This window comes from Streptomyces avermitilis MA-4680 = NBRC 14893 (genome assembly GCF_000009765.2).
Taxonomy (GTDB): Bacteria; Actinomycetota; Actinomycetes; order Streptomycetales; family Streptomycetaceae; genus Streptomyces; species Streptomyces avermitilis.
In genome coordinates this window covers 10,854-23,524 of the sequence record NC_003155.5, presented here as the reverse complement: position 1 = coordinate 23,524, position 12,671 = coordinate 10,854, and the positions used below count along the sequence as shown (strand labels likewise).

General features: G+C 67.4%; 9 protein-coding genes. 3 read left to right on the top strand and 6 right to left on the bottom strand.

Annotated features, from left to right (window positions below; genetic code table 11):
• Positions 1 to 197: 197 nt before the first annotated feature.
• The 6 genes from SAVERM_RS00525 to SAVERM_RS00505 all read right to left on the bottom strand — a co-directional run bounded on the left by SAVERM_RS00525 (position 198) and on the right by SAVERM_RS00505 (position 5,697).
• The gene (locus SAVERM_RS00525; RefSeq protein WP_037651950.1) at positions 198 to 407 is read right to left on the bottom strand and encodes a DUF6207 family protein; all 210 of its coding nucleotides are present in this window, start codon (positions 405 to 407) and stop codon (positions 198 to 200) included.
• A gap of 347 nt (positions 408 to 754) precedes the next feature.
• Positions 755 to 1,012, bottom strand: a complete 258-nt coding sequence (locus SAVERM_RS00520; RefSeq protein WP_237528684.1) for a hypothetical protein — start codon at positions 1,010 to 1,012, stop codon at positions 755 to 757.
• 432 nt (positions 1,013 to 1,444) lie between these two features.
• Positions 1,445 to 1,963, bottom strand: a complete 519-nt coding sequence (locus tag SAVERM_RS00515) for a DUF6233 domain-containing protein (RefSeq protein WP_010981451.1) — start codon at positions 1,961 to 1,963, stop codon at positions 1,445 to 1,447.
• A 1,282-nt stretch (positions 1,964 to 3,245) separates the two neighbouring features.
• Positions 3,246 to 3,917: a DUF4190 domain-containing protein gene (locus tag SAVERM_RS00510; RefSeq protein WP_037651949.1), complete on the bottom strand. Its 672-nt coding sequence runs from the start codon at positions 3,915 to 3,917 to the stop codon at positions 3,246 to 3,248.
• Between the two features lie 85 nt (positions 3,918 to 4,002).
• Entirely contained in the window at positions 4,003 to 4,371 is a 369-nt protein-coding gene (locus SAVERM_RS42095; RefSeq protein ID WP_137951134.1) for a hypothetical protein, read from the bottom strand.
• 231 nt (positions 4,372 to 4,602) lie between these two features.
• Positions 4,603 to 5,697: a helicase associated domain-containing protein gene (locus SAVERM_RS00505; protein WP_010981449.1), complete on the bottom strand. Its 1,095-nt coding sequence runs from the start codon at positions 5,695 to 5,697 to the stop codon at positions 4,603 to 4,605.
• Positions 5,698 to 5,823: 126 nt separating this feature from the next.
• Here SAVERM_RS00505 and SAVERM_RS00500 point away from each other — a divergent pair, with 126 nt between their 5' ends.
• The 3 genes from SAVERM_RS00500 (at position 5,824) to SAVERM_RS00495 (ending at position 12,424) form a co-directional block, all read left to right on the top strand.
• The gene (locus tag SAVERM_RS00500) at positions 5,824 to 7,710 is read left to right on the top strand and encodes a pentapeptide repeat-containing protein (protein WP_010981448.1); all 1,887 of its coding nucleotides are present in this window, start codon (positions 5,824 to 5,826) and stop codon (positions 7,708 to 7,710) included.
• Positions 7,711 to 8,001: 291 nt separating this feature from the next.
• Positions 8,002 to 10,149, top strand: coding sequence for an NACHT domain-containing protein (locus SAVERM_RS45665; RefSeq protein ID WP_010981447.1), 2,148 nt, complete (start codon positions 8,002 to 8,004; stop codon positions 10,147 to 10,149).
• Positions 10,031 to 12,424, top strand: a complete 2,394-nt coding sequence (locus tag SAVERM_RS00495; RefSeq protein ID WP_370628411.1) for a hypothetical protein — start codon at positions 10,031 to 10,033, stop codon at positions 12,422 to 12,424. The genes SAVERM_RS45665 and SAVERM_RS00495 overlap by 119 nt, the downstream gene beginning before the upstream one ends.
• Positions 12,425 to 12,671: the final 247 nt, after the last annotated feature.

The window sequence follows — 12,671 nt, the reverse complement described above, 5'->3', positions numbered from 1 at the left end:
ACGAAGAGGACGGCAGCACGCCGATCACGCAGCGCCTGAGGACACCTCGTCCTAGGGGCGGAGTTCACTCATCGCCCCACTGTGGACGACCACTCCCACCGGTAGCAGACCGACCACGGGATTGACCAGGCCGCCGCCAGCCCCGACCATGACCCGGACCACGGCTGGTCAGCGGACGCGGTCGCTCGTCCGCAGTCCTACGAGTCGGGTTCTTGGCGCAGGTCCAGGGAGCAGCGCAGCCGTACACCGGGCTCACCAGGCTCCCGGGTCGTACGGTCCGCCGGTGCAATCGCGCACCGCGCGGCGAGCAGCTCTTGGACCGCGAGCGCGGTTTCATCATCGGCGGCCGCGACCTCCACCACAGCCAGGTCCGGCTCTGCCACGTGCGCGTCAGTGATCTCCCTCATGCCTTGGCACTACGCGCCGCGACCCGCAGAAGTTCTCCGATCCTGGCGTCTTCACCCGACCGCGTAGGGCCCCGGATTGCGCTAGGTGTTGCGGTAGAGGTTGCGCAGGCCTTCACCGCGTCCTCGGGTCCGCCCAGGTCACCGCAGACGTATGGCGTGGTCGGGCCGCTGACATCCCCGTTGCGACCCCCTTCGCCCATGCCCTGGCTGGAGTTGAGGGGTGGGAGGGCGGGATGGGCGGCGCGGACGCAGCCGGGGATCGGGGCGCCCTCGCCGGGTTGCGCGCCGGGCGGGGCGGGCGCGCCAAGGCCCGCCGACGGTGCGGCGGCCGGGGAAGTGGTCGGCGGCTAGCTGGAGGCGTCGGCCATCTGCTGCTCCTGGTGGCGCTTGAGCGCGTTACGGGCCGCGAGGACGTGGGCCGGAGCGAACTCGCTCCAGTACGCGTGCGTGACGTTCGCCGTGGCGAGTTCGACTTCCCGCGCCCGTAGCCGGGCGATCTCCGCCGCGTCCTGAGGGCCCCAGCCGGGGGAGGCAGGGCGGGATGAGGGCCGCCAGGCGTTCTCGTGCGTCTCCCACGCGTCCAGCGGTTCGGCCGACCACGGCACCCGCCGGTAGACCGTCTGCAGATCAGCGCGGACCTGACGGAGTTCGTCCTGAGCGTCGGTCAGGTCCTGGGGGAAGTCGTACGAAGCCGCCAGGCAAAGGTACTGCTGTTCGAACCGCGCTCCGGTCTGTCGCGCGGCAAAATCTCCTGCGCCAACTCTTGCGTCTTCTCCTGCGGCATCTCTTGCGACTTCTCTTGCGCGAGCCTCACGGGCGCCGCCGCATCCGTGCAGGTCACCCCCACCGTACGGGCGTGGTCGGGCCTCTGACATCCCCTCTACGCCCCCGGACCACGCCCCACAGCAGGAAGAACAAGGAAGGTGGGTGGTGGGTCAGGTCCCGGGCTGCGGGCGAGGGGATCGGGGCGCGTTCGCTGGTGTTGCGCGCCGGGCGGGGCCGCCGCGCCAGGGCCGCCGACGGTGCGGCGGCCAGGGTCAGGAGTCGTCGGGGGCGGAGTCGGTGATGTGGTCGAAGCCGCGCAGCAGAGGTGTCAGCTCCTGCGCGGCTCCGCACAGCGTGCACAGCCGGGTGCCCGGGTGTTCTGCCGAGTCCAGTGCGCGGTCCATATCGAGCAGCGGCGCCCCCGCCGGTGCTTCCTCGCAGTCCGGTGCGTGCAGGACGGAGCGGGCCGGGCCGCGGCCGTCGCGCAGCTTCGCAAGCACCCACCCCGAAGGCCGGCGCTCCCCGAGGACCTCACGGACCGCCGACTGCGGTGACCGTTCCAGCTTCTCGGTGACGACCTGGTCGTAGTCGACGCCGTCGACCGGCCGGACGTGGTCGGGAGCGCGCACCCATACCCGGTACGCCGCCGCCTCCACATCGCCGTCCTCGCGATCTCGGTAGGACGGCAGCCCCACGAGGTAGGCCCATCCCGTCTCGGTTTGCTGCCGCTTCCACAGCCGCGCCACGACTTCCTGCTGATCGGTGCCGAGCAGGGGATCGGCGGGCAGCATGACCCGGACCGGCCAGCAGGCTGGCGCTCGCCAGGGAGTGGCCGTCCGCCTGCGCCGCCAGGATCAGGGCGACGGGCGCCATGCCCAGTGACAAGCGTCCGGTCACCGAGGCGATCAGCAGGCGGCCGCAATATCGGTGGCGCAGCACGTCCCGGAAGGTCGGCGGGGTGCGCGGTAGCTCCGGGTCGTCGGCCGGTGCGGGCAGGGGGAACGGCTGTGGTGCGCGGGCCGGCGCCTTTGTGGTGTGGGGGACGTCACGGACCTGCGCGTGGGCCATCGCCTGCCTGCCTCTGCAAGGGAAGTCGAGTTGTCTCGCGGGGCCGCCCGCACGGCGGGCTCGTCAGGGCGCACGCCGTGCGGGCGGTGGCAGCGGCACGGGGATGAACCGCTGGTGGCACAGCCCAACAGGGCATGAAGGCTGCTTCAACGCCGCTTCCCCGGCAGCGGTCGGCTCGGGCATCAAGTCGCAGCATCTGGTGCGGCATTCCCCCTCACCGGTCCGCCTCACGGGGTCCGCAGCCAGAGCGGCGAGCGCGGCAGCGTCGACACCTCGCCCACTGGTTCGTTCAGCTACCAGCAGGCCGGAAGTCGCCGTGACCGTCAGCACCGCCTCGCGGGTACGCCCGTACGGCACGGCACGTAGCGGCATCCCCGGGCCGGGCGCCACCGTGATGATGGTCGCGCCTGTCACGGCCCCGTCGGTGCGCCGGACACGGGGCTAAGCGCGGGCGGATCATCGCGGGCCCACCGCCTCCAGGTCCGCCGCTCCGGCGAGCTGCCGCGCGAGGTGGCGGCCGCTCAGGTGTCGGACGAGAGGAAACAGTTCAGCGCCCAAGGCTTTGACCTGGGCACTGAACTCTTCTCTGCGCAGCTGGAATCGAGGATCTGCGCACTGATTTGTTCAGTGCGCAGACACCCGACGGTGCGGCTACTTGGGGCGTTCGTAACCGACGAAGAGGTCGTGGGTTCAAATCCCGCCACCCGACAGCCGAAACAGCAGATCAGGCAGGCACTGGATTCAGCACCTGCCTGATCTGTTTCTGTCTGCGTGTCTATCCCCGCCTGCCACGCAAGCGGCTTGACTCCGTCATTGAGACTCGCTCCGCTCCCCGCGCGCGGCCCGGCCCTCGGCCGGGCCTGCGCTCATGTCTCCGCCCCGCTTCAGTCCGGCCGGCGCCCGTGCCGCTGCGACTCCATGGTCTCCATGATGCAGCGAGCCCCGCCGCTGCGGGGTGCGCGGCGAGGCCTGCAGATGGTGGTCGGCGTCATGCGACGTCAGCGATCAGAAGTCAGTTCGGGACGCGTTGATGGTCTTGCACTCGAGCTTCTTGGCGTCCTTGATCTCGTCCGCGTTCACCAGCGCACCAGCGTTCTTGTCAGTGAACTTCTGGCCCGGGGCGAGGTTCTCGGCGGTTGACATGAAGTCGTCGACCTTCTTGCCGTCGGCCAGGACCTCGCCCTCTACGAAGTACGAGTATCGGCGGTCGCCGTTGTTGGCGTAGTCGACGTGGATGGCCATCTCCTTGATGCCGAAGTCGCCGGTGACCACGTCGCACTTAGTGACCTTGAAGTCCTTCATGACCTTGGACTCCTTGGCGCCGCCGGTCTTGGACTTGCCGTCGCCGACGGTGGTGGAGTCGTACGACTTGTCGAGCTCCTCACTGGCCTTGTCCACGGCGGAGAAGAACAGGGCGTTCATGGCAAAGAACATGATGATCGCTACGGCCGACGTGACGAGGCCGGTGATGCCGGCGCCCTTGCCCTTGCGGACCTTGCCCGCCTTGGAGAGGCCGATGGCGCCGAAGACGATGCCAAGGATCGCGAGCGGCCAGACGACGACGTTGAGGACAGGGATGAAGCTGACTACGACGGCGATGATGCCGAGGACGAGTGCGGTGGTGGCCAGGCCGTTGCGGCCGGGCTGCTGGGGCTGGGGGTACTGCTGCTGGCTCATGGTGCTCCCCACGGGTTTCTGCTGTGTTTGCGCGTGGGTGACCGGTGAAGGACCTGCATGGTTGCCGCGAAGGTACGGAACGTGATTAGTTCGTGATTGAACTTTCCTGATAGGCAAAAAATTTGGTGCGCAGGGCGCGGCTGTGGTGTTTTGGGAGGTCATCGGCGGTGACGGCGGGATCGGGCAAGGGCCTCACCTCGGCGTCCGACCGCGATGCGTCACGCGGCTCCACCGTCGTCACCCGCAGTACGGTGTGATGCATCGCGTTGAGGAAAACGAGTCGTCCTGGTTGCCCGACACAACGTGTGTGGGCGTTGATGCGCGGCGGTGTGGACAGCACGCCGCACTGCCGCGGTCCGCGAAGTCCACCGATCGGCCGCACCCGCGGCAACATCCGTCCGAGCGTTCGTGCAACCACTCGCCACAGCACGCCCGATCGAACGATTTCCGCCATGCGGCGCTACAGAACAGATGCCTGCGCACTTGACCTTTTGAAGCGCAGCTGAACTTTCGACTGTCGCTGAACAGTTCGCCTGACAGCGGCACCAGAATCACTCGGAAACGGCCCGCAACGACGTAGGCAGGTCGAAACGTTCTCGACAGCCGAGGCGGCGGGGAGGTGACTACGGGACCGGGAATTGGCAGGGGCGATGATCGCCGGATCAGTGGTAGGCACTGACGGCCGTCAGGTACAGGGCGCAGGCGGTCCCACTGGCGCTGGGAGAGGCACCAGCTCGAGGGTCAGGAATACCCCAAGCCGAACCTCGGTGCCGTCCTCCAGCCGCTCTACATGGGCCCTGGGCACCGTCACAGAGCCTTCCCGGGCCTTGTACTGCGCCAGGGCCGCCACGCCCCGCTCGAAGGCCCCCACGGGCGTCGCGGACGGCTTCGCGGGCTCCTCCGGCTCCAGGGCCAGCGGCACGATGCCGAGCTGCTCCAGGCGCTCGCGCTGCCCGTCCGTCAGGGCCTGCCAGACCTCGGGCTTCCGCTGCCGGGCCAGCCACTTCCCGATGTCCATGCCGTGGACCGTGAAGCCCGGCAGGACGTCGGCCTGGCCCTCTTCGTCGGCCACCAGATCGCGCAGCGCGGCGTAGTGCCGCTGCCACTCCGCCGGCCACGACGGGTTCCAATCCTCGTCCACGGCCTCCAGCGCCGTCTTCCACTCGGGGTGTCCTTCCAGGGCGCCGGGTCGGCGGAGGTTGGACAGCCACTGCCCCACCGGCCGGTCCAGCATGGTCGCGGAGCGGGGCGCGCACAGCGTCCAGTGCTCCTCCAAGTACGCGCGGGCCGCTTCCAGGTTCTCCTGGAATCGCTCATCGGCCGGTGACCAGACCATGCCCAATTGCTCCAGCCGCCGGGCGCGTTGGCCGGTCATCTGCCCCGCCCCGTATGCGCGTCGCTGTTCTGCGACCCATTGCCCGAGAGGGTAAGCACCCTCTTTGTACCCATAGGGGACTCTGGCGTGCTGCTCACGTTCGGTGAACTTCTTGAGTGCCGCCCAGCCGCGGGCCCAGTCCTGCTTCTCGGTGTCGATCACGTTGAAGGACACCCAGTCCGCGACCATCACCGGATCACGCGGGGCTGCGAAACGGAGCAGCAACCGTGATTCGTCCTCGCCTTCCTCGGGCGGCGGACCGATGTGCTGGGACGGCTGCGCGACGTCCTTCTGCGGCTCCTGCGGAATCGCCAGCAATTCGATTGCCTCTTCATCATGAGCCCGAAGACCTTTTATCTCAGGGCGGGCGGTTCGGTAGGCACGTTTGTTGTTGTCGGACCGCACCGAAGATTTCAGTAGCGCATGATTCTTTTCAGTGCGCCCTTCAGTAACGCATCGGAGTTTTCAGGGGTTAGCTTCGCTGCGACCGAATCCTGCAACTGTCCGATGGTGCCAGCGCGTCCCTAGGGCATGCCGTCTGCTACGCCGTCTACGCCGTCGAGCACTCCACCTGCGTGGCCACACTGTGCCCATGACGCCACTCCAGAGGATCCGGTCGGCTGCCGTGGCCTCCGCGTCGGCAGTCATACCGCCTGCCTAGCCCACCTGGACGACACCGACCGTGCCGCCTACCTCACAGTTCTGTCACCCGGCGCCGACATCGACCACCGAGGCACTCCCTTCACCCCTAATCTGCTGAACCAGCTCCTCGCCGCCCTGCGTGACCCCACCACTGGTAAGCCCCGCACAGGCGAGGCCCGGTTCGACGGGGCAACCTTCTCCGGCGAGGCTCGGTTCAATGGAGCAACCTTCTCCCGCGAGGTCCGGTTCGACGGGGCAACCTTCTCCCGCAAGGCCCAGTTCAGGGAAACAACCTTCACCCAGGACGCCCGGTTCGACGGAGCTGCTTTCTCCGGCGAGACCGAGTTCGAGAACGCGACCTTCTCGCATGGCGCTCGGTTCGGGAAAACGACCTTCTCCTGCCGCACATCATTCGACGTAGCGACCTTCTCCGACCAAGCCTCGTTCGCCGGAGCAACTTTCTCCGGCGAAGCCCGGTTCATCGGCGCGCGCTTCTCCCGCACTTGGTTCAGCGAAGCAACTTTCTCCGCTGGCGCGCGATTCGTCGATGCGAAATTCTCCGAGGACGCCCGGTTCGACGGAACCACCTTCTCTCGCGATACCTCGTTCCAGGGGGCAACTTTCTCCGGCGACGCCAGGTTTCACGGGGCACGGTTCGAGATGTCGTCCTTCCTGGGGCCACTGGTGTGCAGTAAGCAGGTGGTGATGGACGGTGCGGTGTTCGGGCAGCCGGTGACGGTGGAGATTGCCGCCCATCAGGTCAGCTGTGTGCGCACCCGGTGGGCATCGACCGCCACGCTGCGTCTGCGCTACGCCGAGCTGGACCTGAGGGACGCTGTCTTCGAGTACCCCGTGACAGTTGCCGCCCGCCCGAACGCCCTTCGGAGCCGAGTATCTGTCTCGCTGTCGGAGGCAGAGCTGTCCGGCCGGGAGCCCGGAGTGCGTCTGATGTCGGTGGATGGGGTGGATGCCGCGCACCTGGCGCTGCAGGACATCGACCTGAGTGCCTGCCGGTTCGCCGGAGTCGTCCACCTGGACCAGCTGAAGGTGGACGGCTGGTGCACTTTCGCCGGCGTTCCCGCTGGCTGGGGCCGACCCTTTTCCTGGCCGTCGAGCCAGCGCAACACACTGGTAGAGGAACACCATTGGCGAGTGCGTACCGCCCGCCGCCCCGGCCGGGCCGTCGCCCGGGGCTGGACCTCGCCGCAGGACGCCCCCGTGCTGAAGCCGGCAATGGTGGCGGCGCTGTACCGGCAACTGCGAAAGTCGCTGGAAGACGGCAAGAACGAGCCGGACGCTGCCGACTTCTACTACGGCGAGTCCGAGATGCGCCGCCATGACGTCACGCGGCCCTGGGGGGAACGGGCACTGCTGACCGCCTACTGGGCCCTGTCCGGGTACGGGCTGCGCGCCATCCGAACACTGGCCTGGCTGGTGGCGGCCATGGCCGCCACGATCGCGGTGATGGTGCTGTGGGGCCTGCCCGCCGATGACCCGAAGCCGACCACCACCGGCCGCCAGGTCGCGGTAGGTCAGGAGGTCCTCCTGACCACCGACGTCCCCGCCCCGGTCAACCCCTCCGGTCCACTGACTGAACGCGTCACCACCGAACGGCTGGAGAAGGGTCTGCGGGTAGTGATCAATTCAGTGATCTTCCGCTCCTCCGGACAAGACCTCACCGCCACCGGCACCTACACCGAGATGACCTCCCGGCTTGCCGAACCCGTCCTCCTCGGCCTGGCCGTCCTTGCCGTCCGCAGCCGCGTAAAGCGCTGACCATCACCACGCAGGACAAGAGGAGAAGAGACGTCACGGTCACCTGAAGCGATCGGTGCGCTAGCGCCACCCCAAGGCGTCGCACGGAAGATTTCAGTGCCCAGGTCACAGTCACGCCCGCTGAAATCTTCCGTGCGGTCCGACAGTTGTGGTGGAGCCTGAAGTTGTAGAAGATCATGATTTGGCTGTTTTGTAATGTTCTGAGTGTTTGTCAGTTGGTGGGAGTAGGGTCGCGTGGCGCGGTTCCGAAAGGGTGAGAACCGATGGAATGTCCTGGGGGAGTGAGGCTGGGTGGGGCTGGCGGGTGGGGCTGCGGATAAGGCGGGTAACCGGTACGAGGACTGGTGGACCGCGCTGAGGGTGGCGGAGTTGCTGCGGGGGCGGGCGACGGGGATTCGTCTGGAACCCCCGGGGCCGGCGGGCGCCGGGATCGAGTTCGAGCTCGAGGCGGACGACGGCACCTGGTGCGAGCAGGTGAAGGACGTCCCCTCGAAGGGGCCGTGGACCCTGAGCGCTGCGGGCAAGATCCTCGAGGCGGTCACGGGGCATCTTGCGGGGGGCAAGAAGGTGCGCCTTGTGCTGTCCACGGGGGCCCCTGAACTGCATGATCTTTCTAAGCGGGCCCGGGGCGCCGACACACTCGCCGAGTTCGAGGGCATGATCACCAAGGCCCAGATTCCCCAGTTTGTACAGGTACTCGAGAACTGGTCCGACAACGGGATGCCGGTCGACCGGGAGGTCGGCTGGCGGTATCTGCAGGCCGTGCACGTGGAGCACATCCCACCAGAGGCACTGCGCCGCCTGGTGGTCTCCGAGTATGAGCTGCTGTTTGTCGGGGACCCGGAAGTGATCGTCAGGCAGCTGAGCGGCTATCTCGACGAGCACCTGCACCAGCGTCTCACCGGCTCCCAGATCCGCAGCCATCTTCTAACCGTGCCGGGGGTGCGCCCACGTCTGCTGGCGGGTGACACCGGGACGCTCACGGCCCTGGCCGGGACGGTCGAGCGCTTTGTGCGGCGCGTGCGACGGGACAAGCCCGCGTTCGGGATGGCCGCTCGTCCGCATGTGGAGCAGCTGTACGAGCGCCTGGTGGCTGAGGACGGCCCGCAGATGGTGGTCTGCGAGGGCAGCGCTGGCTTGGGTAAGTCAGCGGTCGTCACCGACGTCCTGGTCCGGCTGACCGAGCAGGGATGGCCGGCGGCCGCGGTCCGGATGGACGGCGCCGACGCGAGTGTGCAGACGGCCAAGGACCTGGGGGTCAGGATGACCCTGCCGGACTCGCCGGCGGTGCTGCTGGCTGGGGTCGCGGACGAAGCGCCGGCGCTGTTGGTGATTGACCAGCTGGATGCGGTCAGCACCTACAACGGCAGGATGTCGGATGCCTATGAGGCCGTGGAGGACGTACTCGCACAGCTGGTCGTCGCCCCGAACGTCAAGGTGCTCCTGGTGGCCCGCACCATCGACATCGACAATGACCGGAGGCTGTCCGACCTGGTCGCCGACCGCGTCCGGACAGTCCGGTTCCCCCTCAGCGTGCTGGACGTGGAACAGGTGCGGGCTGTGCTGTCCGCCAGCGGGACGGATCCCGACGGCTTGGGGCCGGTGACGCTGGAGCTGTTGCGGACTCCGTTGCACCTGTCGGTCTTCAGCCGTCTGTCGTCCTCCGCACGGGCCGCTTCCTACCGGACCTTGCAGGAGCTGTACGCGCGCTACACCGATGAACGACGCGAGGAGATCGAGCGACAGGTCGCCGCACTGGACTGGCGGGGTATCACGGGCACGCTGTGCGCCTCCATGAGCGAACGCGAAACCCTCCAGGCACCCATGGCTCTCCTCGACGGTTTTGCCCGCCAGCACATCAAGGTGCTCGAATCGCACGGTGTGCTGGTGCGCGACGGGGAACAGATCGGGTTCTTCCACGAGACTTACTTCGATTTCCTCTTCGCCCGGTCCTTCATCTCCGCCGGAGAGGACATCCACGAGTTCCTGGCCAACTCAGGTCAGTACCTGTTCCGTCGCGCCCAGACCCGGCAGATCCTCGAACACCTTGCTGGCACAGACCCTGAACGTTTCCGCGCCACAGTGGGCCGGCTTCTGGGCTCCGACCGGATCCGCCCGCACCTGCATGATGTGATTATCGCGGTCCTCGGGCAGTTCGATGCCGCGCTGCCTGACTGGAAGGCCGTCGAACCGGTCGCTTGGGGTCAGACGCCTGTGGCGGGCAAGGTACGAGGTCTGCTCGCCCTGCCGCAGTGGTTCGACGCCGCCGACCACGATCAGAGGTGGGAACGCTGGCTGGGCACGCCGCGGACCGCCGATGCTGCGTTCCCTGAACTGCTGGCCGTCGCGCGCCACCGACCCGAGCCGTGTTGCGGAGCTGGTACGACCGTATGCGGGCACCACGCCACAGTGGGGACAGCGGCTTCTGCGGCTGATTGAGTGGGCGCTCACACCCGGCCTTATTGACCTCGCCGTCGACCTGATCGAGAGCGGACATGCGGACGAGGCGCGTGGACCCATCGCGGTGAACAGTGACTTCTGGTCACTCCTCTACGGTTTGGCCGAGACCGCTCCCGCTCCCGCTGCGCGCCTTGTAGGCGCCTATCTGTGGCGTCACCTTGCCCGAGCGCGCGCCGATGACTCCGGCGACCCCTTCGAATCCGGGCACTTGTCAACGCATTCCCAGTTTGCCGACACGGTCCTCTCCCGCATCGCGGAGGCCGAGCCGGAAGCCTACGTGAGCCAGGTCCTGCCCTTTGTCATCGACGTGGCTACGGCAGGCAGCACGGGGGGCACCGACGCCTATGCCCCCAGCGGCCGTTGGGCTCACCGCCTTGTGGGCGGCCACGGCGTCGACGCTGCACTGCTGACCGCCCTCGACACTGCACTGCGCTCCCTGGCTGCCAACTCCCCGGCTGCCGCTGCGGACGCCTTGCAGCAACTGACTCCCTCACCGGTTCAAGAGCTGCGCTTCCTCGCCTGCCGTGTCTACGCCGTCATGAATCAGGCAGACGAGGCGATCGCCTGGCTCCTGAACGATGAACGCAACCTGCGCCTGGGCTGGCTGAGCAGTGCGCGCTGGGCCTCGCGTGAACTCATCGAGGCAACCACGCCTCACTGCAGTGACGAGACGTTGGAACGTCTGACCGCGATGCTGCTCGACTACTACCCGGCGTGGGAACACCGACGGCAGAAGGGGCAGCACAGCGCCTGGGGCTGGAGCCAGTACGAGCTGCTGTCGGCAATCTGCCCCTCGCGCCGTAGCGACGCGGGATGCCGCCGACTCGCCGAATGGGAACGCAAGTTCCCTGGCCAGGTCCCGTCGCCACCGACACCAATCCAGACTGGGTTCGTCGGCTCGCCGATCAGTGACCATGCGGCCCGGCACATGACCAATGAACAGTGGCACCGAGCTCTGAACATGTACGCCAAGCCCCAGGCCGAGCGGTTCTGGCCGCCTCAGGGGGGCGTTCACGAACTTGCTCAGACCCTGGGCAGCCGCGCGGAGCAGGAACCCGAGCGCTTTACCGACTTCGCCTTCACGCTTGGCCCGGACGCACCAGCCACCTACCTGTGCGCGATCGTGGGAGCGGTCACGCCTCATCTGGACGCCGACCGTTGGGAGCAGTTGGCTCTCCACACTCACCAGATCCTCGGCCCCGCCGCCGCGCCCACGATCTGCCGCGCCCTGCAGTCGGCGCCGCAGAACTTCACTGCTGCTTCGCTGCCAGCCCTCGACAGCTACACCACGGACCCCCACCCCGAGCAGGACATCCGCGACGCCGATGCCGAGGGAACCCGAACGGATCTGCTGACCGCCGGCATGAACGCCACCCGCGGCCAGGCAGCGCTCACCGTTGCAGCCCTGCTCTTCCACGGCAGTGAGCACCTGCACGCCTTGACACCCCTGGTCACCCGCCTCGCCAACGACTCTGTGCTCGCTGTCCGAGTCTGTGCCGCCCAGGCCGTGCTGGCCTTGATGAAGCATGACCCTCAGATTGCGCTGGACACCACCGAGCAACTCCTGAACCACCAGGACGCCAATGCCTACAACGCCTCCACCACTCAACGGCTGCTCATCAACATACTGGTCCGTGAACCGTCACGTTTCGCTGCCCACCTCGCTCGAGCCCTCCAAGGGCCGGGCGATACGGCCGAACTTGCCGGCCAGTCCTGGGCTGTTGCCACCATCCAGGGATGCCTCACCCCTGACCTTCCGAACAGCACGGATGAACTCAACGCCCTCGCCCGCCGTGGGGCTGCATCGGTCTTCGCCGACAACATCGACCACTACCCGCACCTTGTCCCGCTGTTCAACGACGATGACGCCGACGTGCGAAAGAACGCCTCCCAGGGCATGCGGCAGGTGTTCGACCTGTTTCCTGCGCAAGCCGACGAACTCGTCAGAGCGTTCCTCGATGGCAAGGCGTTCCCCGACCACCTCGAACATCTGGCCTTCGCTCTCTACGACCACGCTGGCCCCCTTCCCACTGTCGCTATTGATGCCTGCGAACGCATCGTTCAGCACGCGGGCAGGGAGCTCGGCGACCTCAGAACCCATCGTGCGGCGGACGGCCACCACCTGGTCTCGGCAGTCCTCCGCCTCTATCGGCAAAGCCGGCAGGCCGAACGGATCCGTTGCCTGGACGTCATCGACAGGCTCTCGCAAGCAGGTGCCTACGGGTTGACCGCTGCTTTGGAAAACGAGCGCTGACCCCACTGACCCCTGGTCCTGGCCCCGCCGAGAGTTATCTCGGGGCGAGCCAGCGGTGGGGGATGTTTGTTTGGGTTGTCGCCTGCGGGGATGGCCAGTGAGCGTGTGCCGTACGCCGTTCTGCGGGCGGTGGTTGTGTTTGTCACGTGGATGCCGAATTTGTGGCGGAGCGTGCTGTTTCTCCGGTGCCCGGTGTGGTGCGGTGGGTGGTGGTGGACGCCGGTTCGTTTGATCTGCAGGCGGAGGC